Origin of the sequence: Acinetobacter sp. YH12058 (genome assembly GCF_013419805.1) — a bacterium.
Classification (GTDB): Bacteria; Pseudomonadota; Gammaproteobacteria; order Pseudomonadales; family Moraxellaceae; genus Acinetobacter; species Acinetobacter towneri.
Genome location: NZ_VOZL01000023.1, coordinates 1 through 24,671 on the forward strand (window position 1 = coordinate 1; position 24,671 = coordinate 24,671).

The following is a 24,671-nucleotide window of genomic DNA, read 5'->3' on the forward strand; positions in this document are numbered from 1 at the left end:
TAAACATCGTTCGATTGCTGGTTTTTTAGCAGGCGTATTTTCTTCACTATGTGCGTATCAACTTTGCCAAAAGAATAAGCCTAAAATTCATGTGATTAAATCTTTGGCTTATCCGTAACTGGGGTTAATATAATGAAATGTAATAAATAATAAAAAAGCCCGACTGAGGGGTGAGACAAATTTTGTATTTTTAAATCACATTAAAATTTAATATGAGAAAAGTACTATGATTTTTTACTAATTTAAAAGTTTGTTATACTTCGCATTATATAATAAAAACATATACGAACTCAAAAATGACAAGATCAACTTCGTTATACAAATTATTTATCAAAACACTAGAACAACAGATGTTCTCAAAAGAGATTGAGCAAATCTTAAAAGTTGTTGAAGGTATCACTGCTCTATTGGTCAGTAGTCAATTAAAGAATGGCGATGAAATTATTGATACTTTTACCAATTCGGTGGCAATATGCATTTTTAAAGATCAATTAACATTTCAGAACTCTCTTAGTCATGACTAAACTATAAGGATTAAGATTATGAGAGGTTTTGCTATTCATAATGCACCAACTAATCATGGTGGTCGTATTCTAGCTACTCAGATAAGAAATTCTCAAATGGGCAATTCTTTTGTTAGAGCGGGCGATGGGCATTTCTGTCCAAGATGTAAATGTTGGTCTTCAGTGATTAAAAGCCATGACCATATTATCTTTGATGGTAAGCCAGTTGCTTATGTCGGGGATAAATTAACATGCGGTGCTATTATTCAGCCGCAACAGTCGCATGTTGTTGGTGGGAGTAATGCTAATTATCATATAGTTTCTAATCCTCAAACTGAGCAAACTCTGCCTATAAGTGCTCAACAGAATTTAATAAATAGTTTTACAAATAAGAGGAAGTATGAGAACTATTATATTGAGTTTAATAAAACCGATTATGTAAAATTTAAAACAGGAATTCCTCCATACGATGAAGATAAAAAAGGGCTATTTGGGAGTGTTTTACAAATAGTTTCAGGAGCATGTGATTTTATCGTTACATCTATTTTAAAGAAAAAGAATCTGTTTATAACAGTTTCATATCACCCGCCAGTTGTAAAACATGATGCAAATAAAATCACTCCTTATGCAACTCTAAGACTCTATAAAGAAAAAAATAGAAAATCTGAATTATTAAAAATACAAGAATTGAAGTCTGATGGTGGGGTTTGGAGTATTGAGCGAGGAAAAGAACCAGTAGGTTTCTGTAACATTACCTTGCCTGAGCCTGATTTACTCCTATTGAGGGTTGAATTAGATCTTGGATATGTATTGACGTTTAGCGGTGGAGTTGTTACCCCGATACCCAGTTTTACAACCCACAGCTTTACTTTAAATTCCGCAGCAAGGGAAGTTAGATGAAGAATTTTCTTATTTTTTTAACAGCCTTCTTGATATTCGGAAGCACTGCCTGCTCATCTAATGGACATAATACACATCATGGTGAAGTTGAACTCACTCAAGATAGTGAAGCTGCCCAGAGTCTTTCTGCAGAAGATCAATCTATTATAAAAAAATATAAAGATACGATTCATAATTTGAATTTTAGGGAAAGAGAACATGCTAATAAGGTAATGAAAGATAGTTTGTCTGAAATAAACAAAATTAAGAATGATTCCGAGCGAGAAAAGTTGCAAATGCAGATTTACTTAGCCACAGCCATGTATAAAGAAGCTTATGATTTAAATAGTAAAATGTTAAAAACTAGGTTTAGCGAAGCACGTTTACTGACTCAATGTGAGTTGAGCTATTACGCTAAAAAGCCTAAAAATGAATATGAAAAATGTTATGCCCAAGTAGCGTCATTGCTGGAAAAGACATTGAAAGTCACTCCTAAAAATGACTCTGAATATTTATATGGTGAGTGGGGGTACTTACTCGCGATGTATAAGGCAGGACATGAAGAATATAGACAAAAAATGGAAGATTTTATTCATTCTACTCAAGATAAAACGCTGAAATATCAGTTTGAAAGTTCTTATGAGTTGGCGATTGAACAGATCGCTAGTTACCAGTGATCTTTGTTGTATTGGTTTTCAGGAGTGCGTAAATACATCAACCTAACCCTACTGTTGTGATGTATGCAAAATTCTTAAAATACGAACAGAATCTTTAACGTCATACACGACAACATAGTGCGATGCACCACAAGTTCTCGAGTTCCATGGATGAGACCAGATCGCCCTTTAATGGCAGCGAAGAATGCTATACACGCACGACTTAAAAGGAGACATTTGGGGTATGAAGAGGGTATGAATAACACTGAGTATCTAAGCGGATTCACTCAGTCTCCTCCTCACACTTCTTACACTCCAGCATCACCCCCAACTTTTCCTTGCGCCCTTGCTCTGTGATTACCCACGGGCGGTTTTGCCACGGTGGATTATGCCGCACATGCTGCCCATGACCGCAGGCCAAATCTGCGACCCAATCATTTTCTTCATCTAAATGAAAATCAATAATCGCTTGTTGCATCGCATACTCCTAAGTGCATGATGATCGTGGATAAAGCGTTACGAAAATTGCAGCAAAACCAAAGCCAAACTCCGCTATACTTTTGCTTATTCAATTCTTCAAAAGAGCACCGAAATATGCGCGTACTTGTTGTGATGGATCCCATCGAAAGTGTCAATTTGAAAAAAGACTCAACCATGGCGATGTTATGGGCGGCAAGCCGTCGTGGGCATACCTTGGGCTATGCATTACAGCAAGACTTATATATTGATCAGGGCAAGGCATTTGGTCTGATTGCATCGCTCAAAGTCTTTGAAGATTATAACCATTATTACGAATTGGGCGAAAAACGCAAAGAATCCTTAGCTGATTATGATGTCATTCTCATGCGTAAAGACCCGCCTTTTGACATGAATTTCGTTTATACCACATATATTTTAGAGCAAGCTGAACGCGAAGGCGCATGGATCATCAACAAGCCGCAAAGCCTGCGTGACTGTAATGAAAAGCTGTTTGCGACTCAATTCCCAGAACTACAAGTTCCGACATTGGTCACTTCACAACAAAGCCTGATTCGTGAATTTATTCAGCAACATGGTGATGTGATCGTTAAACCGCTCGATGGCATGGGCGGCATGGGAATTTTCCGTTTGTACCAAGATGGGGTCAATATTGGCTCAACCATTGAAATTCTGACCAACAACGGCACTCAGCCAATCATGGCGCAGCGCTATATTCCAGAAATTGTAGATGGTGATAAACGCATCCTCATGGTTAATGGTGAGCCTGTGCCTTATTGTTTGGCACGAATTCCACAAAATGGCGAAGTGCGTGGCAACTTAGCTGCAGGTGGTTTAGGCGAAGCACGTCCATTGACTGAAAATGACAAAGCCATTGCCGCCAAAGTCGGGCCATTTTTACGTGAAAAAGGCTTGGTTTTTGTCGGATTAGATGTGATTGGCAACTATGTCACTGAAATCAACGTGACCAGTCCAACGTGTATTCGTGAAATTGATGCACAGTTTGGTACATCCATTGCCGATGATTTATTTACCGTACTTGAAGCAGGTCGTCCCAACTAAGTTTGGGCTTTATGCTCACTGTATCAATACAAAAGCCGTTTTCTATTTGAAAGCGGCCTTGTTTTTAGAGACGTGGATACAAAAAACAACTTAAACACTTTGCAAAATAGATCAATCAAAGCAGGTAAAATTGAATAAAACTTAACATTTTCCGTAGATTAATAATAAAACTAGTTTAAACTTGAAAATCTGTAGAAAAAAACAATCAAGCACTTGGTGAAAAAAAGTAAATAACCTTTAAAGCCCATGCGTTTGTGATTACAATTGATAGCTTATACAAGATTTTTATTTGCCTTATTTTGAGTTGAAGAATTAAACCGTGACTGACGCACAGCAACAACAGCCTAAACATGTCATGATGATGGCCGCAGGTACAGGTGGACATGTTTTTCCCGCTTTGGCCGTCGCAAAACAATTACAGCAACAAGGGATTCAAGTGTCATGGTTGGCGACCCCAACAGGCATGGAAAATCGTCTGCTTAAAAATCATAATATCCCAATTTACCAAATTAATATTCAAGGTGTACGTGGCAACGGTTTGATCCGTAAACTGGCTGCACCATTTAAAATTTTAGGCGCAACGCTCAGTGCTGTGCGTTACATGAAGCAATTAAAAGTTGATGCTGTTGCAGGTTTTGGTGGTTATGTGGCAGGGCCGGGTGGCTTGGCAGCACGTGCTTTGGGTATTCCTGTGCTGATTCACGAACAAAATGCAGTTGCGGGTTTTACCAACACTCAATTGTCACGTGTGGCAAAAACCGTGTGTCAGGCTTTCCCAAATACCTTTCCAAACAGTAACAAAATTGTCACCACAGGCAACCCTGTTCGTGAAGAAATCACTGCGACCTTAAGCCCTGCATGGCGCTATCAGGAACGTGAAAAAGCAGGCTTGCCAATTCGTATTTTAATTGTGGGTGGTTCACTAGGTGCACAAGCCTTAAATGAATGTGTACCTGAAGCGTTAAAGCAACTAAATGTCGCTTTAGATGTTTATCATCAATGTGGGCAAAACCATGCCGAAGCGACGCAGGCACGTTATGCACACAAGCCTGACCATTTACAGGTTGAGGTACAGCCTTTTATTGAAGATATGGCCAAAGCCTATAGTGATGCCGATTTAATTATTTGTCGTGCGGGCGCACTCACGGTAACCGAGGTCGCGACTGCAGGTGTTGCAGCAGTATTTGTACCATTGCCTAGTGCGGTGGATGATCACCAAACTGCCAATGCCAAGTTTTTAGCCGATTTGGGTGCAGCAAAAATCTGTCCGCAAGCCAGCATGACACCTGAAAGTTTAACAACATTATTAACCCCGTTAATGAATCGTCAATTGTTGTCTGAAATGGCGGTCAAAGCCCGTCAGCAGGCGCAGCCTGATGCAACTCAACACGTGGTTCGTCTTATTCAAGCATTGTTCGAGTAAAATATGTCTCCATCTACACCCGCTGATCAAGCGAAAAAATTAATCAAAGTGCCTGAAATGCGCCGTATCAAACACATTCATTTTGTGGGTATTGGTGGCGCGGGGATGTGTGGTATTGCCGAAGTCTTGAAAAACCAAGGCTATAAAGTGTCGGGTTCAGACATCAAAGCTTCAAAAACCACAGCGCAATTAGAAGAAAACGGCATCAAGGTTTATATTGGGCATGCGGCAGAGAATATTAAAGGCGCCAATGTGTTGGTGGTGTCTACTGCAATTGACCCAGAAAACCCAGAAATTAAAACAGCAATTGACACCCGTATTCCTGTGGTGCGTCGTGCTGAAATGCTGGGCGAGTTGATGCGTTACCGTCATGGTATTGCAGTCGCGGGTACACATGGTAAAACCACCACTACCAGTTTAATCACCTGTATGTTGGCCGAAGAAAACATGGATCCAACTTACGTGATTGGTGGTTTGCTAAACCGTACTGGGGTCAATGCAGCCTTGGGTGCTAGCCGTTATATCGTGGCAGAAGCCGATGAATCTGATGCATCGTTTTTATTCTTAGAGCCCATGGCGGCTGTGGTGACTAATATTGATGCCGACCATATGGACACCTATGGTGGTAGTTTCGATACCTTAAAAGATACCTTTATTCAATTTTTGCACAAACTGCCATTCTACGGTTTGGCTGTGGTGTGTGGTGATGATGCCAATATTCGTGAAATCATGCCGCGTATCGGGCGCCCTGTATTGACCTATGGTTTTAATGAAGACAACGATATTCGTGCCATTGATGTCGATCAAGACGGCATGCGCACACACTTTACTGTACTGCGTAAAGACCGCGAACCGTTACGCGTGACGGTGAATCAACCGGGGCTGCATAACGTATTGAATGCCTTGGCTGCAATTGGAATTGCCACCGATGAAGGCGTTTCTGATGGTGCAATTTGCCGTGCTTTAGAAGGCTTTAGCGGTGTCGGTCGTCGTTTCCAAGTACAAGGTGAGTTTGAGGTAGCAGACGGCAATGTGAAATTGGTAGATGACTACGGACATCACCCGAAAGAAGTGGAAGCCACCATTAAAGCTGCGCGTCAAAGTCATCCTGATCGCCGTTTGGTGATGTTGTTCCAACCACACCGTTTTAGTCGCACCCGTGACTGTTTTGATGACTTTGTGGAAGTGTTGTCACAAGTCGATCAATTGTTATTGCTCGATGTTTATCCTGCGGGTGAAAAACCAATTGTTGGCGCAGATAGCCGTACTTTGGCACGCAGTATTCGTTTGCGTGGTCAGGTTGAGCCAATTTTGGTCGATCCAAATGACGGCAATCTACCGAATATTGTGAAACAAGTGTTACAGGCCAATGACTTGTTATTGACCCAAGGTGCAGGTAATGTGGGGGCGATTTCAATCGAGCTTGCACAAAACCATTTATATTTAAAATAATCACAACCTGTGATGTTTGAATTTGATCGACCAGTTTAAAGTTTAAGGATATAAACGTGTCAAATGCTTCAAAGTTCGGCAAAGTTGCCGTGTTATTGGGTGGAAAATCTGCTGAGCGTGAGGTTTCTCTAGACAGCGGTCAAGCAGTACTCGAAGCACTGCTACGTTCTGGGGTCAATGCAGAAGCATTTGATCCACAAACACGTAGCGTGACCGAATTGGTCAATTATGATCGTGCCTTTATTGTGTTACACGGGCGCGGTGGTGAAGATGGTCAAATTCAAGGTGTTTTGGAATGGTTGAATATTCCATACACGGGTACGGGCGTGCAAGGTTCAGCCATTGGCATGGACAAAGTGAAGACCAAGCAAATTTGGCAAGGTTCTGACTTGCCAACTGCGCCATATCGTATTGTTAGCAAAGATTCCAATATTGAAGACGTGGTTGCCGAATTGGGTTTACCACTCATCATCAAGCCTGTACATGAAGGTTCAAGTATTGGCATGAGCAAAGTCGAAAAAGTAGAAGACTTTGCCGATGCTGTAGCGAAAGCAACTGCACATGACGCTATTGTTATGGCTGAAAAATGGATTACAGGACGTGAATTTACCATCGTGCTGTTAAATGGTCAGGCTTTACCGATTATTCGTTTAGAACCACCGAAAGATGTGGCGTTCTATGATTATGAAGCCAAATATCAACGTAATGATGTGCAATACGGTATTCCGTGTGGTTTAAGCACTGCCGAAGAGCAACAGTTACAAGCTTTGGCATTACGTGCCTTCCAAGCCGTGGGTGCAAGTGGCTGGGGTCGTATTGATGCCATGCAAGATGAGAACGGCAATTTCTGGCTATTGGAAGTGAATACCGTGCCAGGAATGACCAGCCACTCTTTAGTTCCGAAAGCGGCAAATGCAGTCGGCTATAGTTTTGATGAGCTGTGTGTGGCAATTTTGGCACAAACCCTTACAGGTGAAGCACACTAAATATGGCTCAACTTCCTGCATCCTTGCGCCGTAAACGGGCAGCGATTACCTCGATTCATGACAAACCGCCAACAGCCAAAGAAAAGCTGATTCATTTTGGCGGTTGGGTAATGCTGTGCGTTGCGGTGCTCGTGTTGGCAGTGGGTGCGTACGGGCTATACAAAGTCATGACCGATGCACAAATTGCCAAGCTAGATGTAGTGGGTACACGTTCAGATGCGGAACACCGCCAAGTGATGACGCATGTGAACCCTGTAATGACCAAGAACTATTTCACCTCTGACCTAGAGCAAATCCGCGATACCGCTTTGGAGTTGTCTTGGGTAGATCGAGTGGTGGTTTCACGTGCGTGGCCGAATGCTATTCGTGTGCGGGTTATGCCGCGTCATCCAATTGCACGTTGGGGGACAGGTCGTTTGCTCAGTGACAGCGGTGAAGTCTTTACCGAGGTCACGCCACAAAATAATCAACATTTACCGTTATTACACGGGCCAACGCATCAATCTAAAATGATGATGCGTCGTTATAATGAAATTAACCAATTATTCTTACCCGTCAACGATCGTTTAAAAGAACTATATTTAACAGAACGTATGACGTGGTTTATGCAGTTTGATTCAGGTCTACGTGTTATTGTAGATAAAGATCAAACCATGAGTAAGCTGCAGCGCTTGGGGCATCTTGCACAAAGTGATTTGAAACCTGTATGGTCTAAAATATCCGCCATCGATTTGCGTTATCGCAATGGTTTAGCCATTCAATGGAAAAACTCAATTCCGCCAAAAATTGCAAATGGTCACTTTGTTGTAACGATTGATGACACAAGCATTGCAGAGGGAATAAGAGCAAAGCCATAATATTGGGCTTTAAAAAAATAGAGGCATTAAGCCATAAATTAAACATACTGGTAATGGTAGTGAATAAATGAGTGAAGCTGTTCCCTCGGTTGTTGCGATTGACATTGGGACGCACAAAGTTTCAGTTTTGATTGCTAAGGTCCATGCGCCAGACAATATCCAAGTCATTGGTATGGCCACCGCACGTAATCGAGGCATGAGTAAGGGAAAAATTGTCAGTCTCGATAAAGTGATTACTGCAATTAAAAATGCCGTGCAAGAAGCGGAAGATATGGCGGAATGCCGTGTGCATTCGGCATGGATTTCTATTCCTAGTGCAGAGCTAAAAAGCTTTTATGCTTCAGGTCGCACACCTATTGAAAGTAGTGATCACACCATTACCACCAGTGAAGTGGTACGCGCCTTGGACTTGGCCAAAGCCAGTCACCTCACCTCAGACCATTATTTGGTGAGTGCAGTACCACTCGGTTTCGATTTAGATGATTCGGGTGAATGGGTACAAAACCCAATTCGTATGTCAGCACATAGCATGACGGGGCATTATCAATTGATGATGTTGCCTATTAGCACCATGCAGAATTTAGACCGTGCTTTAAAAGGTGCCAATATTGGTGTCGAAAAAATGGTGGTGTCAAATTTAGCCACTGCAGAAGCCAGTCTGCTTAAAGATGAAAAAGAATACGGTGTGTGTCTGGTAGATATTGGCGCAGGTACGACCAGTATTGCAGTTTATTTAGATGGACGTTTGGCCTTGGCACACACTTTGCAGCGTGGTGGTGAGCATGTCACCCGCGATATTGCAGCGGTGTTACAAACCACAACTGAAGAAGCTGAACGGATTAAGCTATTGTATGGCTGTGTAGATATGAAAGTGGTCAAACCTGATCACATGATTCAGATTCAGGGCATTGATGGGCCGCAAACCATTAGCCGTATTGAACTGGCGGAAATTATTATTGCGCGTTATGAAGAAATTTTTGCACAAATTCGTCAGGAACTCGAAAAGAGCGGTGCCATTCATGGTTTATATCATGGTGTGGTTTTGGCGGGTGATGCCTCACAAATTGAAGGCATGATCAGCTTGGTACGTCGTATGTTGGGTGTTTCGGCACACTTGGGGAATCATCCTTCACAAGTTTATGCCGATGAACCGCATCAGGCCGCCTTACGCCGTTCACAATATGCAACAGCTTCAGGCTTATTGCTTTATAGTCAAAACTATACTCAAGACACGATTGTAGAACATGAAGACCCTGAAACCTTATCGGTTTGGGGGCGTGTCGGACGGGCATGGTCTGGCTTGAACGAAAAGTTAAAATCTATTTTTTAGTTGAGTTTTTTGGGAATATTGTTAGGAAGTTGTACGGATCATCACTGGTACTTGACAAGCCAGAAGTTGAACAGCATTCTTAAAAATAATTTTTATGAAGATCAAGGCAGTATACGGGCTTAAGTGACTGCCAATAACGTATTAGGAAATCTAAAGGTCATGGCCTCATTTGAATTTATAGATGATCAAACCGATAGCAACGGTCAAGCCCGTTTCACTGTGTTTGGTGTGGGTGGTGCAGGTGGTAACGCTGTGCAGCACATGCTTGAGTCGGATATTCAGGGTGTAAAATTTGTTTGTGCCAATACGGACAAACAAGCATTGGATCGCATGAATTCGCAATTCAAAATCCAGCTAGGTGAGCAAAGCACACGTGGTTTAGGCGCGGGCGGTGATCCTCAAGTGGGTCAAACTGCAGCGGAAGAAAGCCGCGAGCTGATCTGTCAGCAACTTGAAGGCACAGACATGGTGTTTGTGACTGCAGGGATGGGCGGTGGTACAGGTACAGGTGCTGCGCCAGTTGTGGCTGAAATTGCCAAAGAAATGGGCATTTTGACTGTTGGTGTGGTGACTACGCCATTTAACTTTGAGGGTAAGCGTCGCTTACTTTCTGCGGAAAAAGGGATTGCGGCATTAGAACAGCATGTAGACTCTTTAATCATTATTCCAAACCAGCGTTTAATGAAAGTTTACCGCGACATTTCAATGAAAGATGCGTATAAAAAAGCCGATGACGTTTTGTTGAACGGTGTACGCAGTATTTTTGATTTGGTGGTACGTCCAGGTCACATCAACCTAGACTTTGCTGACTTGAAAACTGCGATGAGTACGCGCGGTTATGCGATGATGGGTGTTGGTTCAGGTCGTGGTGAAAACCGTGCGCGTCAAGCGGCTGAACAAGCGATTCGTAGCCCATTGCTCGATAGCGTAACCATTGCCAATGCCAAAGGCTTGTTGATTAACGTAACGGGTGGTGATGATGTGACCTTCGGTGAAATCGAAGAGATCATGGACGTGATTCATCAACTTTCAGATACCGAACAAACCCAAGTATTCTACGGTACGGTATTTGATCCTGAAGCGCGTGACGAAATTAGCGTGACTGTTATTGCTACTGGTTTAGCGCGTAACACAGGCGATACACCAGAGCCTGCAAAACGCACCGTGACACAAACCACTTCTGCAGCACCAACAGCGGCAGTAGAAGAAGATGATGTGCCTGCAATTCAGCGTCAGCAGGCAGAAACTGCGCCTGCAATTAGTGCGACAACAACATCAGGCTCTGCGCGTCCAACGCCAATGAGTATTCAAGACTATTTGAAAAATCAGCAGCGTAAATAAGCCAAGATCCTCAATTTCATTGTGTGATCGGGAAAAGGCAGTTTTAAACTGCCTTTTTTGTTTTTTATCAATGGCTAAATATGCTAACGTATAGCGGTTTTAAAATTTAGATGAATTGAGAACATGCTGAAACAACGTACCCTACAACGTGTCGTCAAGGCGAGCGGTATTGGTCTGCACAGTGGTCAAAAAGTATTGATCAACTTTGTGCCGCATCATGCCGATGGGGGAATTGTGTTTCGTCGTATCGATTTAAATCCGCCTGTCGATATTCCAGCCGATGCCATGCTGATTCAAGAAGCATTTATGTGCTCGAATTTGGTTCAAGATAATGCCAAAGTTGGCACTATTGAGCATGTTATGAGTGCAATTGCAGGGTTGGGCATTGATAACTTGATTATTGAAGTGTCTGCCTCTGAAGTGCCCATTATGGACGGCAGTGCAGGGCCTTTTATTTATTTGTTGATGCAGGGTGGTTTAAAAGAACAGGATGCTGCGAAAAAGTTCATCAAAATTTTAAAACCTGTAGAAGCTTTAATTGACGATAAACGTGCGGTGTTCAGTCCGCATGAAGGTTTTCAGCTCAATTTCACCATCGACTTTGATCATCCTGCCTTTAAAAAAGAATATCAGTCTGCCACCATCGATTTTTCTACAGAAACTTTTGTCTATGAAGTCAGTGGCGCACGTACTTTTGGCTTTATGAAAGATTTGGACTATTTAAAAGCCAATAATTTGGCTTTGGGTGCGAGTTTAGATAATGCCATTGGGGTAGATGATACAGGCGTGGTCAATGAAGAAGGTTTGCGCTTCTCGGACGAGTTTGTACGGCATAAAATTTTAGATGCTGTGGGGGATTTGTACTTGCTTGGACATCAAATTATTGCCAAGTTTGATGGTTATAAATCAGGACATGCCTTAAATAATCAGTTATTACGCAATGTTCAGAGCGATCCAAGCAGTTATGAAATTGTAACATTTGATGACATAAATTCTTGCCCGATCACTTTTGTGCATGTGACATAAGTCATTGTCTTTTCTTACTACGTTATAATGTAACAACAATAATATGTGAATTTCATCACAAATTTGAGCACGAGTTTTTGGTGTTTTCTGCAAACAATTATTTTTTATTGCTTGCCAAACGTAACAAAGCTTGGCTAAGCTTAGGGTCGCTCACAAAGTCAGCAGCACCTCGTAACATATCTTGAGTTTCTGGACTAAGTGTTCTTAAAGGCTTTTCGCTTTTTGGGGGCGTTTGAGATTCAACTCTTAAACGAACTTGAATTTTTTGTATGTCTTTCAGTTCATGCAGTTGTGACAGTTGAGTAATGTATTGCTTTTGCAAATAAGCAAGTTGACTGACCATCGCTTGATTCGTTCCAGTAATGGTTAAGACACCTTGTTGATAACAAACCACCTGCCATTGCTCTGGTTGCGGCAGTAAAGGTTGAATAAGTTTGCCAAGTTTCTGCCATGCAGCAACTTGGGTTGAGAGAAACGTTAGGTTTCCTGTTTTTATGTGTTTTCTTGTTTGTTGAAAGAGATTCACAGGTTCGGACATACATCATTCCTTCATGTTTATGCCCTAATCTTATGCGCTCCTTTCAGTAGATATCAAGGAAGAGATCACAAGGAACTTCAAGTAAGAACAGTTAAGAGGTTTTTTTATGCATTCGCGCCGTATTTTATTAGCGTTTTCACTGGCAGCTTCGGCAGCATCTGTCGCATTTGCTGATTTAGTTGAGTTAGATTCTCAAAATTCATCGACTGATCGTATTGAGCAATTAACCCGCACCTTGTCACAAGGTTCTTATACAGAAACACAAGACATTGATGTTCCTGCACAAACGCAGATGACCGTTAAGCTTCGTGAAAAGACTACAGAATTAAACAATGCGTCTTTAGCAAAAAAATACGGTACCAATACCAGCACCCGTTTTGCTTCTTCAAATCCTTATGCTTGGTTAGTGTCACATCCATTACCAAATGCACGTATTAGCTCGAACTATGGCGGTCGTGTCATGAGTGGTCGTGCTGAAAACCATTCAGGCTTAGACCTTGCTGCACCAAGCGGTACTCCAATTTATGCGACTGGCCCAGGTATTGTGACCAAGTCAGGCTGGGGCACAGGTTATGGTCAATATGTAGAAATTAACCACGGTAATGGTTATATCACGCGCTACGCACACGCTTCACGTTTAATTGCACGTGTGGGTGACCGTGTAGATGCAGGCGAACATATTGCCAACGTAGGTTGTACAGGTCGTTGTACAGGTCCTCACTTACATTATGAAGTAGTGAAAGATGGTCAACGTAAGAACCCTTCTACCTATTTAGCAATGTTGCCGTAATGTTTTGGCTAGAAATTCATGCTCTAGCCACACTCACTGTAAACTACACGCGAACTACAAATTAAAACATGAAATTAAAGCGGCAAAGGTCGCTTTTCTTTATACTCACGTTTTAGCTTTTAGCAAAATCTAGTGAGACATTTCAGACATCAACTTATCACCTAAAAAAATAATAACACGCAGTATCTGCTTTATTGTATAAAAAACCGCCTAAATTGGCGGTTTTTTGTTATTTGCTGTAAGAATGTGTCAATCACTATTTATTTTCTAAATAGTATGCAGGATATGCATTTAAGATTAGCCATATCTACTAAAGTCTAAATTATGATACATATAAAGCATACGATTAGGCTTAGGAATAGTGAATTATGGCGTTTTACGGTGATACGGACTCACAAGAAACCCAAGAATGGCAAGACGCCTTTGATGCTGTGTTACAACATATGGGTACTGAACGGGCAGCATTTTTACTCGAAAAACTGTACCAACGTGCAATTGCAAAGCATGTACCCATTCAGCGATTAAATACTCCTTACCTCAATACCATTTCAGTGGAAGAACAACCTGCCATGCCGGGCGATCAGGATATGGAGCGTCGTATTCGCGCCCTGATTCGCTGGAATGCGTTGGCAATGGTATTGCGTGCCAATAAAACAGGTGATGATTTAGGTGGTCACCTTGCAAGTTTCGCATCTTCAGCCACATTATATGATGTTGGTTTTAACCATTTCTTCCGTGCCAATAGTGATCATTTTGGCGGTGATATGATCTACTACCAAGGTCACTGTGCACCCGGTATTTATGCCCGTTCATTTTTAGAAGGGCGTTTAACCGAAGATCAATTAAATAATTTCCGCCGTGAAGTGGGCGGTAACGGTTTACCTAGCTATCCACATCCTTATTTAATGCCTGACTATTGGCAGTTCCCAACGGTATCGATGGGTCTGGGTCCAATCATGTCAATTTATCAGGCACATATTCAAAAATATTTAATGAACCGCGGTTTGATTAAAGAAGAAGACCGTAAAGTCTGGGCATATCTAGGCGATGGTGAAATGGATGAGCCAGAAAGTTTGGGTGCAATTTCACTGGCAGGTCGTGAAAAGCTAGATAACCTGATTTGGGTGGTGAACTGTAACTTACAGCGTTTAGATGGCCCTGTACGCGGTAACGGTAAAATCATTCAAGAACTTGAGTCGTTATTCCGTGGCGCAGGTTGGCGCGTGATTAAAGTGGTCTGGGGGCGTCATTGGGATGCTTTATTAGACAAAGACGACACAGGTGCATTAAGAGCCATTATGGAAGAAGCGGTGGATGGTGATTATCAGCGCTTGCAAGTGAAAGGTGGTGCATACGCTCGTGAGAAATTCTTTGGTAAATATCCTGAAGCCAAAGAATTGGTCAAAGATTTAAGCGATGAAGATATTGATAACCTGAACCGTGGTGGTCACGATCCGTACAAAGTATTTGCGGCGTATGCTGAAGCATGTAAGGCCAAAGGTCAGCCAACGGTCATTTTAGCCAAAACTGTCAAAGGTTATGGTTTGTCTGATGAAATTGAAGCGGTGAACAAAACCCACCAAATCAAAAAAATGCAGTTGGATTCTTTAAAATATGTACGTGACCGCTTCAACTTGCCATTTAGCGATGAGCAACTTGAAGAAGTGCCGTTCTATCGTCCAAGTGAAAATTCGCCTGAATTGAAATATATGAAAGCGCGTCGCGAAGCGTTGGGTGGTTATTTGCCTGCGCGTCGTAAAGACAGCGAAGCTTTACAAATTCCTGAATTATCAGTTTTCGATTCAGTCTTGGCAGGTTCAGGTGGCAAAGAACAATCGACCACTATGGTGATGGTGCGTTTGATTTCTGCCCTGCTCAAAGAAAAAGCCATTAAAGACCGTGTGGTACCCATTGTACCCGATGAAGCACGTACTTTTGGTTTAGAAGGCATGTTCCGTCAACTGGGTATTTATGCCGCACATGGGCAAAAATACACCCCTGAAGACCAAGAACAATTGATGCATTATCGTGAAGCCAAAGACGGTCACATGCTGCAAGAAGGCATTAACGAAGCAGGTGCAATGAGTGCTTGGGCAGCTTTGGGTACCAGTTATTCGACCAATAACTTACCAATGATCCCAATGTATATGTATTACTCCATGTTTGGTTTCCAACGTATTGGGGATATTGCATGGGCGGCAGGTGATGCACAGGCGCAAGGTTTCTTGTTGGGTGCCACTGCAGGACGTACCACACTCAATGGTGAAGGCTTGCAACACCAAGATGGTCACTCGCATATTTTAGCCAATACCATTCCAAACTGTGTGTCCTATGACCCATGCTTTGGTTATGAGCTTGCCGTGATTGTGCATGATGGTTTGCAACGCATGTATGTCAATCAGGAGCGCGTGTTCTATTACCTCACCGTAATGAATGAAAACTACGAGCATCCTGAAATGCCACAAGGTGTGGAAGAAGGCATTAAGCGCGGCATGTATTTACTGCAGGAAGATGAAAAAGCCACGGTTCAATTGCTAGGTTCAGGTGTGATTTTGCGTGAAGTCATCAAAGCGGCGAAAATCTTGCGTGAAGAGTATCAAATCCACTCGAATGTCTACAGTGTGACCAGTTTTAATGAATTGGCGCGTGATGGTATGGCGTGTGAAGAATACAACCGTTTGCATCCATTGGCTGAAGAAAGCAAAGAGCCGTGGATCTCACAACAGTTACGTGGCAAAGATGGCATTGTCGTGTCTGCTACCGATCACATGCGCGCCTATAGCGAGCAAATTCGCGGTTACTTGCCAGACAATCGTCCATTTGTTGCCTTAGGTACCGATGGTTATGGTCGTTCCGATACCCGCGGTAACTTGCGTAGCTACTTTGGGGTCGATGCTGCACACATTGTGGTAGCCACCTTGAAAAAACTGGCTGATGAAGGCGAAGTCGATGCGCGTTTGGTCAAAGATGCAATCTCGACATTTGAGTTAGATACAGATCGTCCTGTCGCGTGGGCACCGCAAGCGGTTCCTGAAGTACAAGCGGTTGCTGACTACAAAGAGGAGCACTGATCATGCAAATTCAAACGCCTGATATTGGTGTCGATAAAGCCACTGTTGCAGATATTCTTGTCAAAGTTGGCGACACGATTGCAGTTGATGACAGCATTGTCCTATTGGAATCAGACAAAGCCTCTGTTGAAGTACCCAGCACCGTTGCAGGGGTGGTGAAAAGTATTTTGGTACAACAAGGCGATGAAGTGACTGAAGGTGCGGTGCTGATTGAGTTGGAAACTGAAGCTCAAACGGCAGCTGCTACAGAAGTTGCTGCACCGCAAGCCCAAGTAGATGCTGCACCGAAGCAAGATGCTGAACCAGTGATCGCTGCAGCACCAAGCTCAGCGACATCAAACACTGCGCAAGAAGTAGATGTACAAGTACCTGACATTGGCGTGGAAAAAGCCGTTGTTGGGGAAATTTTAGTACAAGTCGGCGATGCGATTGATGTTGATCAAAGCATTATTGTGGTGGAGTCGGACAAAGCCACAGTAGAAGTGCCGAGTACGGTGTCGGGTACAGTTACCGCTATCCAAATCAATACGGGTGATACCGTAAAAGAAGGGGTGGTGATTCTGAAAGTGAAAACCGCCGCTGCTGCAGTCACACAGGTGGAAACACCTCAAGTGGCATCAGCAGAAGCGGCTGCTGCAACAGCGAGCGCAGCAACTGCATCGGCACCACAAACAACAGCATCAGCACAGGTTGAAGTCGCAGTGCCTGATTTAGGGGTCGATAAAGCCACAGTGGCAGAAATTTTGGTACAAGTGGGCGATACGGTTGCTGCTGACCAAAGTTTGATTGTGGTGGAATCAGACAAGGCTACGGTAGAAGTGCCAAGTACTACTGCAGGCGTGATTCAAGCGATTCATGTAGAATTAGGACAAAGTGTTGCGCAGGGCAATGCATTAGTGACGATAGTAACTGCAAGCGCAGCTGCACCAACAGCAGTTGCAGCAGCTCAAGTTGCCTCTGCACCAAGTACATCGCCAGCAGTCAGTGCTGCATCTACAGCACAAAGCACGACAGTTGCAGCAAGCGCGCATGCGAATGTAGACAAATTGAGTAAGGCGCAACATGAAGCCAATGCAAAAGTGTATGCAGGCCCTGCTGTGCGTAAACTGGCACGTGAGTTGGGTGTTGTTTTAGCAGATGTAAACGCCACTGGCCCACATGCGCGTGTACTCAAAGAAGACTTGAAGGCTTATGTCAAAGCGCGTCTTACTGCGCCGCAGACTGTTCCTGTCGCTGCTACAACACAGCAAGTTACAGGTTTGCCAAAGCTACCTGACTTTAGTGCATTTGGTGGTGTGGAAGAAAAAGATTTGACGCGCTTACAACAAGTGTCAATTCCGCAATTGTCCCTGAACAATTACATCCCACAAGTCACGCAATTTGATTTGGCCGATATTACCGAGCTAGAAGCGTGGCGCGGTGAATTGAAAGCCAACTTCAAAAAAGAAGGTGTCAGCCTGACCATTTTGGCGTTCATTGCCAAAGCAGTAGCGCATTTGCTGAAAGATGAGCCATATTTCGCTGCGCATCTGGCAGACGATCAAAAGTCTGTGCTGCTGCGTAAAGAAATCCACATGGGCATTGCGGTGGCAACCCCCGATGGTTTAACCGTGCCTGTACTACGTAATCCAGATCAGAAATCGATTAAACAAATTGCGATTGAACTGGGTGAGTTGAGTCAAAAAGCGCGTGATAAAAAGTTGTCGCCTAAAGATTTACAAGGTGCAAACTTTACCATCACCAGTTTAGGTTCGATTGGCGGTACGGCATTTACGCCGTTGGTGAACTGGCCGCAGGTTGCGATTTTGGGTATTTCACCAGCGACCATGCAGCCTGTCTGGAATGGTGAAGGCTTTGATCCGCGCTTGATGTTGCCATTGTCATTGTCGTATGACCATCGGGTAATTAATGGCGCAGATGCAGCACGTTTTACCCATAAACTGACCCAGTTGTTGGCAGATATTCGTAGCTTGCTGCTCTAAACTCAGAAAAGCTTTATAAAACCCTGCTGCGGCAGGGTTTTTTGTCACTGCCGTTATTCGGCTAAATTTGCTTAACCGCAGTATTCCGTTTAGAATAGCTGTACTTCATTGGGGAGTAGCCGCTTTTTACTAATTTCTGTTTCAACTGAATGCAGTAAAAAGGTGATGGTCAACATATTTGTTCCACAGAACATGGTCATCATAGCAAAGAACCAAGTCTGCTTTTTCAAGCTTTCTTTTGTTGGCAAGACCTTTGATTTATCACTCTGCAGATTTTGGCTAGCAGGAGGGATAGGTCATTGGTATGTGTGCTAGCCAGAGAAAAACATCATGTATGAATTCCTCATCTCGACTGCCATTGTCGCCTTAGCCGAAATGGGTGATAAAACCCAACTATTGGCTTTATTACTCGCGGCACGTTTTCGTAAACCTGCTCCAATCTTGGTTGCTATTTTACTGGCAACACTCATTAACCACGGACTTTCTGCAGTTTTAGGGCAGTGGATTACCACGGTACTTAGCCCAGAAATTTTATTGTGGATTTTGTCTTTAGGTTTTATTGGCATGGCGATTTGGATGCTTATTCCAGACCAGCTAGATGATGAAACTGAAAGCATCAACAAGTGGCAAAAATACGGTGTATTTGGCGCGACCTTTGTATTGTTCTTTTTGGCAGAAATTGGCGATAAAACTCAAATTGCCACAGTGGCTTTAGCCGCACGTTATGACAGCGTGTTTTGGGTCATGCTTGGAACCACTTTGGGGATGATGCTGGCCAATGCACCTGCGGTATTTATTGGCAATAAATTAGCGACCCGATTGCCAATTGCTTTAATTCATAAAATTGGTGCACTGATTTTCCTAATTATTGGTGTGTCGACTTTGGCGCAACATTATTTATTCTAAATTATTCATTAAAATGCATAAATCCTGAGCAAACTGCTCGGGATTTATTTATGTGAATGGTACTGCAATTCACTGATATTTCAGATAATCTGAGCCATTTTATTTATTGTAACTTTCCATAAATAGCTATATGTTATTCAATGATAGAAAATCTATTTTTAAAATGAAAAAATTGGGGATTGGTTATGGCATTTGACCGTACAACATCGCAGGTCTTATTTGATAATGGGACACATAAATGTATTAGTTTTACCAGTTTGGTCAAAGGTGAAGGTGTTCAGGCCAACCAATTTCTGATCATTGATAATAACCGTGCCGCAGTGCTAGACCCGGGTGGCGACCTGACCTATGTACCACTGACCATGGAATTAAACAAATATACCCGTTTGACCAATCTTGACTATGTCATGGCATCGCACCAAGACCCAGACATCATCACTTCAATGCCACGTTGGTTGGTCTATACCGAAGCAAAAATCGTAGCATCAAAATTGTGGGCGCGTTTCTTGCCGCACTTAAGCTCATCTTTTATGAGTGATCGTATGAAAGGCAACTGGCTAGATCGTTTGGTGGAACTGCCAGATGAAGGTCAGGCAATTCCTTTGGGCGAGTCTAAAATTATTGCTGTGCCTGCGCACTTCTTGCACTCTGTTGGTAATTTCCAGTTTTATGATCCTATCGCCAAAATTTTATTTTCTGGTGATATGGGTGCGTCAATGGTGGAAGATGCTTCAATTCCATTGACTGATTTTGCTGCGCATATTCCTGCGATGAAAGGCTTCCATCAGCGCTATATGTGTTCCAATAAAGTGATTCGCCTCTGGGTGAATATGGTACGCACCATGGACGTTGAAATGATTGTGCCGCAACACGGTACGCCATTTGTGGGCAAAGAACAGGTGAATCAATTCTTAGACTGGATTGAAACACTGGAATGTGGCGTCGATTTGATGGACGAACACGTTTTTAGCTGCCCTGAATAAGCGACAAAAAAAGCTGAAAAAACTGTAAAAAAAACTTGAGTGCAAAAACAACTTTTTTTAAGATTTTCGCCCAAAAACGATTTTTTTGATGACGAGAACTTAACGAATGTTGTCTCAAGTACCTACAGCAGATGCCTGCTTAAGCTGCGGCGCGTGTTGCGCTTATTTCCGTGTTTCATTTTATTGGGCTGAAGGCATGAATATGCCTGAGCACTACACGGAACCAGTAACAGCAGTCTATTCATGCATGTGTGGTACCAATCAGAGTCAGCCGCGTTGTGTCGCTTTAGAAGGTGAAGTTGGACAGCAAGTGAGCTGCGGGATTTATGAATTACGCAGCAGCTCTTGTAAAGAAGTGCAAATTGCCGATGATCAATGCAATAAAGCACGTCGTGCGCATAACATGATTCCATTTGTGCAAGTCGATCCAGCCATTTCTGTGAATGATGATGACTTCGATCAAGTGGTTTAATGGTGCTTTAAGTTGTTGATCGCAATCCAGATTGAAAAAGCAAAGCTGCGGCTTTGCTTTTTTTTACGGCTAATTTTGGATAAATAGCCAATCATGGTTCACATTGAAGCGGCTTTATCTGCCTGAAAAATGAAACATCGCAAGTTTTAAACCTGCACGGCTAAAAAGCAAACTAAGGATGAAAACTTCAATTTTTAGATGAAAATTACCGATTTTTTCATGTCGCATCCCCCAGAAGGGCAGAATAAAAAATATTTCTTAGAGAACAAATGAAATTTGTGCCCAGATTTGTTTATAATGGCTCACGGAAATTACCAGTGAGACTGTTATGCTGACCATCGTTCAAGAAGCGTTAACCTTCGATGATGTCTTATTACTCCCTGCCTATTCTACTGTTCTCCCAAAAGATGTCTCCTTAAAGACACGTTTTACGCGCGGCATTGACCTGAATATTCCTTTGGTTTCAGCAGCAATGGATACGGTGACTGAATCTCGTATGGCAATTGCGATGGCGCAAAACGGTGGTATTGGTATTTTGCATAAAAACATGGACATCGTTGCGCAAGCAGCCGAAGTGCGCCGTGTGAAAAAATTTGAAGCGGGTATGGTGAAAGACCCGATTACCGTAACGCCAGAAACTACAGTACGTGAATTGATTGCGCTGACTCAAGCCAATAATATTAGCGGTGTACCTGTAGTAAAAGATGGCAAAGTTGTCGGTATTGTGACAGGACGTGATACACGTTTTGAAACCAACCTTGAGCAACCTGTCAGCAACATCATGACAGGTCAAGATCGTTTAGTGACAGTACGCGAAGACGAATCTAAAGAAAACATTCAAGCTTTATTGCAACAGCATCGTATTGAAAAAGTCTTGGTGGTGAATGACCAGCAGGAATTAAAAGGCTTAATTACGGTCACTGATTTCCGTAAAGCAGAATTGTATCCAAACAGCTGTAAAGATGACTTAGGTCGTTTACGTGTGGGTGCTGCAGTGGGTACAGGCGCAGAAACACCAAGCCGTGTAGAAGCATTGGTTGAAGCAGGTGTCGATGCGATTGTGGTTGATACTGCACACGGTCACTCTGCAGGCGTAATTGAGCGTGTACGTTGGGTAAAAGCTAACTATCCACAAGTTCAAGTAATTGGCGGTAACATTGCAACTGGCGATGCTGCTTTGGCATTGTTAGATGCAGGCGCAGACGCAGTGAAAGTGGGGATTGGCCCAGGTTCAATCTGTACCACACGTATTGTGGCAGGTATTGGTATGCCGCAAATCTCTGCAATTGACGCTGTTGCCAATGCATTGAAAGAACAGATTCCATTAATTGCCGATGGTGGTATTCGCTTCTCTGGTGATATGGCCAAAGCGATTGGTGCAGGTGCAAGTACCATTATGGTGGGTTCATTGCTTGCTGGTACTGAAGAAGCACCGGGCGAAGTTGAATTCTTCCAAGGTCGTTACTACAAAGCATACCGTGGTATGGGTTCATTGGGTGCAATGGCGGGTGCAACAGGTTCTGCAGACCGTTATTTCCAAGACTCGAAAGCAGGTGCAGAAAAACTTGTACCAGAAGGTATTGAAGGTCGTGTACCGTACAAAGGCCCAATGGGCAACATCGTGCATCAGATGATGGGTGGTTTACGTTCATCTATGGGTTATACAGGTTCTTCAACCATTGAAGATCTACGCCAAAATGCTAAATTCGTGAAAATTACTGCAGCAGGTATGCAGGAATCTCACGTGCATGATGTGACGATTACTAAAGAAGCGCCGAACTATCGCGTTGGTTAATATGAACTATCGCGTTGGTTGATATTTAGTAGCATTTTCAAATAAAAGCCGTCATCAATGTGACGGCTTTTTCATTTTTGGTGTAAAGTAACTCGCAGTAAAAAAGTGATGATAAAGATCACCCCTAAGAAGTGAGAACAATATGAGTTATTTTGGTACAGACGGCATTCGAGGGAAGTTTGGAGAGTTACCAATTACACCTGATTTTGCATTAAAACTAGGTTTTGCAGCAGGTAAAGTTTTAAAAAAACACACCAAAAAAAATAAACCTATTGTGGTATTAGGTAAAGATACACGTCTTTCAGGCTATATTTTAGAAGCAGCATTACAGGCGGGTTTAAATGCCGCAGGTGTCTATGTGCATTTGCTCGGCCCATTGCCGACGCCCGCTATTGCGCACTTAACCCGCGCTTTGCATGCCAGTTTAGGCATTGTGATTTCAGCATCGCATAATCCGTATTTTGATAACGGGATTAAATTTTTCTCGGGCGAAGGGAAAAAGCTGCCAGATGCCTTGCAAGAAGAAATTAACCAAGAATTGCAGCAAGAATTAAAAATTGATGATACGGCCAACTTGGGTAAAAGCGTTCGTGTTAAAGATGCCAATGGGCGTTACATCGAGTTTTGTAAATCGACCTTTCCATATCATTTAGATTTAAATGACCTCACCATTGTGGTCGATTGCGCCAATGGTGCTGCCTACAATGTTGGCCCTGCGGTATTCCGTGAATTAGGTGCGAAAGTGATTGCCATTCACAATGAGCCAAATGGTTTAAACATCAACGAAAATTGCGGCTCAACCCATCCTGAAAGTTTGCAAAAAGCAGTGCTTGAGCATCAGGCGGACTTGGGTGTTGCATTTGATGGTGATGCAGACCGTGTGATTTTGGTGGATAGTCAAGGCAAGCAAATTGATGGTGACCACATTTTATATATTCTTGCCACACAAGGCTCGAAAAAACCTGCAGGTATTGTTGGGACGTTAATGAGCAATATGGCGCTGGAATTGGCGTTAGAAAAAGCCCAAGTACCATTACTCCGTGCCAATGTCGGTGACCGTTACGTGCTACAAGGTCTGGAAGAAAATGGCTGGGTTATTGGTGGTGAGCCATCGGGGCATATTTTGACTTTGGACAAGAGCACCACAGGTGATGCAATTATTGCTGCCTTGCAAGTGTTAACGGTGATGGTCGAACAAAATAAAGCCCTACATGAATTGGTGGCAGATTTTAAACTGTTGCCAAATGTGCTGGAAAACGTGCGCTTAGCAAATATGTTTGATCCGTATACCGTTCCTGCCTTGGTGGAAGAGTTTGACCGTGCTACGGAACAGCTGAAAGGTCGTGGACGCTTATTGATTCGTAAATCGGGCACTGAACCTGTGATTCGTGTCATGGTGGAAGGTGATGATTTGGCTGAAGTGGAGGCATTGGCGAAAGATTTAGCAGATGCTGTACGTCGTCATGCCGTCTAAAGGGGGTAATCGTGAGTGATTTAATTAAAGATTTAAGTGAGCTGCGTTTAAGTTACCAAAAAGGTGAATTGCTAGAAGCACAGGTCAGTGCCAATCCGCATATTCAGTTTTTGAATTGGTTTAACCATGCCTTAGAAGCCAAGCTGCATGAACCGTATGCGATGTCATTGGCGACTGCCAATGCGCAAGGTCGTCCGCATGTGCGTACTGTGTTGCTGCGTGGAGCCACCGAAGCAGGCTATGACTTTTATACCAATTATGACAGTCAAAAAGGGTTGGATTTAGCGGCCAATCCTTATGCTGAATTGTTATTTTACTGGCCTGAACTGGAACGTCAGATTCGTGTCAGCGGTTATGTCGAAAAAATTGATGAGCAAGAATCGACAGCGTATTATCACAAACGCCCACGTGACAACCAAATCGCTGCGCATATTAGCACTCCGCAAAGTGGTGTGATTGCCAGCCGTGAAGAACTACAGGCGCGTTTCCAAGACTTGCATGCCCAAGTGGGCGATCAATCTGAATTGCAAAAACCTATATTTTGGGGCGGTTACCGCTTGCAGCCTGATTATTACGAATTTTGGCAAGGCCGTCCGAACCGTTTGCATGACCGCTTAGCTTATGAAAAAATTGAAGGTGAGTGGAAACTACAACGCTTGATGCCTTAA

General features: G+C 43.1%; 22 protein-coding genes, 1 pseudogene and 1 riboswitch. Of the genes and pseudogenes, 20 read left to right on the forward strand and 3 right to left on the reverse strand.

All coding sequences use genetic code 11. The annotated features are described in order from the left end of the window. The 3 genes and pseudogenes from FTU09_RS11635 to FTU09_RS11645 all read left to right on the forward strand — a co-directional run. Positions 1-118: pseudogene (locus FTU09_RS11635) on the forward strand (IS982 family transposase); the annotation flags it as partial. 424 nt (positions 119-542) lie between these two features. After that, positions 543-1,403 carry a PAAR domain-containing protein gene (locus tag FTU09_RS11640; RefSeq protein ID WP_178867106.1) on the forward strand — a complete coding sequence of 287 codons (861 nt, stop codon included), beginning with the start codon at positions 543-545 and terminating at the stop codon, positions 1,401-1,403. Continuing rightward, positions 1,400-2,059 carry a hypothetical protein gene (locus tag FTU09_RS11645; RefSeq protein WP_136144754.1) on the forward strand — a complete coding sequence of 220 codons (660 nt, stop codon included), beginning with the start codon at positions 1,400-1,402 and terminating at the stop codon, positions 2,057-2,059. The genes FTU09_RS11640 and FTU09_RS11645 overlap by 4 nt, the downstream gene beginning before the upstream one ends. A 48-nt stretch (positions 2,060-2,107) precedes the next feature. On the opposite strand, the gene FTU09_RS13955 is transcribed toward FTU09_RS11645, so the two are convergent. Both FTU09_RS13955 and FTU09_RS11655 read right to left on the reverse strand, forming a co-directional pair. Further along, positions 2,108-2,167, reverse strand: coding sequence for a hypothetical protein (locus FTU09_RS13955; RefSeq protein ID WP_225531235.1), 60 nt, complete (start codon positions 2,165-2,167; stop codon positions 2,108-2,110). Between the two features lie 154 nt (positions 2,168-2,321). Continuing rightward, the gene (locus tag FTU09_RS11655; RefSeq protein WP_167846407.1) at positions 2,322-2,516 is read right to left on the reverse strand and encodes a DUF3565 domain-containing protein; all 195 of its coding nucleotides are present in this window, start codon (positions 2,514-2,516) and stop codon (positions 2,322-2,324) included. A gap of 116 nt (positions 2,517-2,632) precedes the next feature. Here FTU09_RS11655 and gshB point away from each other — a divergent pair, with 116 nt between their 5' ends. The 8 genes from gshB (at position 2,633) to lpxC (ending at position 11,992) form a co-directional block, all read left to right on the forward strand. Next, a complete protein-coding gene (gene gshB, locus FTU09_RS11660; RefSeq protein WP_004974228.1) occupies positions 2,633-3,577 on the forward strand; it encodes a glutathione synthase in 945 nt (314 codons plus the stop codon). A gap of 319 nt (positions 3,578-3,896) precedes the next feature. After that, complete coding sequence (murG, locus tag FTU09_RS11665; protein ID WP_004974229.1) at positions 3,897-5,000, forward strand: undecaprenyldiphospho-muramoylpentapeptide beta-N-acetylglucosaminyltransferase; 1,104 nt, start codon at positions 3,897-3,899, stop codon at positions 4,998-5,000. A gap of 3 nt (positions 5,001-5,003) precedes the next feature. Further along, positions 5,004-6,452 (forward strand): UDP-N-acetylmuramate--L-alanine ligase, encoded by a 1,449-nt coding sequence (gene murC / locus FTU09_RS11670; RefSeq protein WP_179990852.1) that lies wholly within the window; start codon positions 5,004-5,006, stop codon positions 6,450-6,452. A 56-nt stretch (positions 6,453-6,508) separates the two neighbouring features. Beyond that, the gene (locus FTU09_RS11675; RefSeq protein WP_004974232.1) at positions 6,509-7,438 is read left to right on the forward strand and encodes a D-alanine--D-alanine ligase; all 930 of its coding nucleotides are present in this window, start codon (positions 6,509-6,511) and stop codon (positions 7,436-7,438) included. Positions 7,439-7,440: 2 nt separating this feature from the next. Further along, positions 7,441-8,295 (forward strand): cell division protein FtsQ/DivIB, encoded by an 855-nt coding sequence (locus FTU09_RS11680; protein ID WP_004974235.1) that lies wholly within the window; start codon positions 7,441-7,443, stop codon positions 8,293-8,295. 67 nt (positions 8,296-8,362) lie between these two features. Beyond that, positions 8,363-9,625: a cell division protein FtsA gene (ftsA, locus tag FTU09_RS11685; RefSeq protein WP_004974236.1), complete on the forward strand. Its 1,263-nt coding sequence runs from the start codon at positions 8,363-8,365 to the stop codon at positions 9,623-9,625. A 159-nt stretch (positions 9,626-9,784) separates the two neighbouring features. Next, the gene (ftsZ, locus tag FTU09_RS11690) at positions 9,785-10,966 is read left to right on the forward strand and encodes a cell division protein FtsZ (RefSeq protein WP_004974238.1); all 1,182 of its coding nucleotides are present in this window, start codon (positions 9,785-9,787) and stop codon (positions 10,964-10,966) included. A 123-nt stretch (positions 10,967-11,089) separates the two neighbouring features. Next, positions 11,090-11,992: a UDP-3-O-acyl-N-acetylglucosamine deacetylase gene (gene lpxC / locus FTU09_RS11695; protein WP_004974240.1), complete on the forward strand. Its 903-nt coding sequence runs from the start codon at positions 11,090-11,092 to the stop codon at positions 11,990-11,992. A 97-nt stretch (positions 11,993-12,089) separates the two neighbouring features. On the opposite strand, the gene FTU09_RS11700 is transcribed toward lpxC, so the two are convergent. Then, positions 12,090-12,530 carry a DciA family protein gene (locus FTU09_RS11700; RefSeq protein ID WP_004974242.1) on the reverse strand — a complete coding sequence of 147 codons (441 nt, stop codon included), beginning with the start codon at positions 12,528-12,530 and terminating at the stop codon, positions 12,090-12,092. 106 nt (positions 12,531-12,636) lie between these two features. Here FTU09_RS11700 and FTU09_RS11705 point away from each other — a divergent pair, with 106 nt between their 5' ends. The 9 genes from FTU09_RS11705 to pdxH all read left to right on the forward strand — a co-directional run bounded on the left by FTU09_RS11705 (position 12,637) and on the right by pdxH (position 24,671). Then, the gene (locus FTU09_RS11705) at positions 12,637-13,320 is read left to right on the forward strand and encodes a M23 family metallopeptidase (RefSeq protein WP_004974246.1); all 684 of its coding nucleotides are present in this window, start codon (positions 12,637-12,639) and stop codon (positions 13,318-13,320) included. A 368-nt stretch (positions 13,321-13,688) separates the two neighbouring features. Beyond that, complete coding sequence (gene aceE, locus FTU09_RS11710; RefSeq protein ID WP_096901655.1) at positions 13,689-16,391, forward strand: pyruvate dehydrogenase (acetyl-transferring), homodimeric type; 2,703 nt, start codon at positions 13,689-13,691, stop codon at positions 16,389-16,391. A gap of 2 nt (positions 16,392-16,393) precedes the next feature. Next, positions 16,394-18,373 carry a 2-oxo acid dehydrogenase subunit E2 gene (locus FTU09_RS11715; RefSeq protein ID WP_179994159.1) on the forward strand — a complete coding sequence of 660 codons (1,980 nt, stop codon included), beginning with the start codon at positions 16,394-16,396 and terminating at the stop codon, positions 18,371-18,373. Positions 18,374-18,471: 98 nt separating this feature from the next. Then, a riboswitch (yybP-ykoY riboswitch) is annotated at positions 18,472-18,631 on the forward strand. A 72-nt stretch (positions 18,632-18,703) separates the two neighbouring features. Continuing rightward, on the forward strand, positions 18,704-19,279 hold the full coding sequence (locus FTU09_RS11720; RefSeq protein WP_004974251.1) for a TMEM165/GDT1 family protein: 576 nt from the start codon (positions 18,704-18,706) through the stop codon (positions 19,277-19,279). 185 nt (positions 19,280-19,464) lie between these two features. Continuing rightward, the gene (locus FTU09_RS11725; protein WP_004974253.1) at positions 19,465-20,262 is read left to right on the forward strand and encodes an MBL fold metallo-hydrolase; all 798 of its coding nucleotides are present in this window, start codon (positions 19,465-19,467) and stop codon (positions 20,260-20,262) included. 106 nt (positions 20,263-20,368) lie between these two features. Beyond that, the gene (locus FTU09_RS11730) at positions 20,369-20,734 is read left to right on the forward strand and encodes a YkgJ family cysteine cluster protein (protein ID WP_004974255.1); all 366 of its coding nucleotides are present in this window, start codon (positions 20,369-20,371) and stop codon (positions 20,732-20,734) included. A gap of 328 nt (positions 20,735-21,062) precedes the next feature. Continuing rightward, positions 21,063-22,529, forward strand: coding sequence for an IMP dehydrogenase (guaB, locus tag FTU09_RS11735; RefSeq protein WP_004974257.1), 1,467 nt, complete (start codon positions 21,063-21,065; stop codon positions 22,527-22,529). A 142-nt stretch (positions 22,530-22,671) separates the two neighbouring features. Next, positions 22,672-24,003, forward strand: coding sequence for a phosphoglucosamine mutase (gene glmM / locus FTU09_RS11740; protein ID WP_179991254.1), 1,332 nt, complete (start codon positions 22,672-22,674; stop codon positions 24,001-24,003). An 11-nt stretch (positions 24,004-24,014) separates the two neighbouring features. Continuing rightward, entirely contained in the window at positions 24,015-24,671 is a 657-nt protein-coding gene (pdxH, locus tag FTU09_RS11745; RefSeq protein WP_096901662.1) for a pyridoxamine 5'-phosphate oxidase, read from the forward strand.

Bases quoted from the DNA above. Each gene is read 5' to 3' on its own strand.
- FTU09_RS11640 (WP_178867106.1), top strand. From the start codon at position 543: ATGAGAGGTTTTGCTATTCATAATGCACCAACTAATCATGGTGGTCGT.
- FTU09_RS11645 (WP_136144754.1), top strand. From the start codon at position 1,400: ATGAAGAATTTTCTTATTTTTTTAACAGCCTTCTTGATATTCGGAAGC.
- FTU09_RS11655 (WP_167846407.1), bottom strand. From the start codon at position 2,516: ATGCAACAAGCGATTATTGATTTTCATTTAGATGAAGAAAATGATTGG.
- gshB (WP_004974228.1), top strand. From the start codon at position 2,633: ATGCGCGTACTTGTTGTGATGGATCCCATCGAAAGTGTCAATTTGAAA.
- murC (WP_179990852.1), top strand. From the start codon at position 5,004: ATGTCTCCATCTACACCCGCTGATCAAGCGAAAAAATTAATCAAAGTG.
- FTU09_RS11680 (WP_004974235.1), top strand. From the start codon at position 7,441: ATGGCTCAACTTCCTGCATCCTTGCGCCGTAAACGGGCAGCGATTACC.
- ftsA (WP_004974236.1), top strand. From the start codon at position 8,363: ATGAGTGAAGCTGTTCCCTCGGTTGTTGCGATTGACATTGGGACGCAC.
- ftsZ (WP_004974238.1), top strand. From the start codon at position 9,785: ATGGCCTCATTTGAATTTATAGATGATCAAACCGATAGCAACGGTCAA.
- lpxC (WP_004974240.1), top strand. From the start codon at position 11,090: ATGCTGAAACAACGTACCCTACAACGTGTCGTCAAGGCGAGCGGTATT.
- FTU09_RS11700 (WP_004974242.1), bottom strand. From the start codon at position 12,530: ATGTCCGAACCTGTGAATCTCTTTCAACAAACAAGAAAACACATAAAA.
- FTU09_RS11705 (WP_004974246.1), top strand. From the start codon at position 12,637: ATGCATTCGCGCCGTATTTTATTAGCGTTTTCACTGGCAGCTTCGGCA.
- aceE (WP_096901655.1), top strand. From the start codon at position 13,689: ATGGCGTTTTACGGTGATACGGACTCACAAGAAACCCAAGAATGGCAA.
- FTU09_RS11715 (WP_179994159.1), top strand. From the start codon at position 16,394: ATGCAAATTCAAACGCCTGATATTGGTGTCGATAAAGCCACTGTTGCA.
- FTU09_RS11720 (WP_004974251.1), top strand. From the start codon at position 18,704: ATGTATGAATTCCTCATCTCGACTGCCATTGTCGCCTTAGCCGAAATG.
- FTU09_RS11725 (WP_004974253.1), top strand. From the start codon at position 19,465: ATGGCATTTGACCGTACAACATCGCAGGTCTTATTTGATAATGGGACA.
- FTU09_RS11730 (WP_004974255.1), top strand. From the start codon at position 20,369: ATGTTGTCTCAAGTACCTACAGCAGATGCCTGCTTAAGCTGCGGCGCG.
- guaB (WP_004974257.1), top strand. From the start codon at position 21,063: ATGCTGACCATCGTTCAAGAAGCGTTAACCTTCGATGATGTCTTATTA.
- glmM (WP_179991254.1), top strand. From the start codon at position 22,672: ATGAGTTATTTTGGTACAGACGGCATTCGAGGGAAGTTTGGAGAGTTA.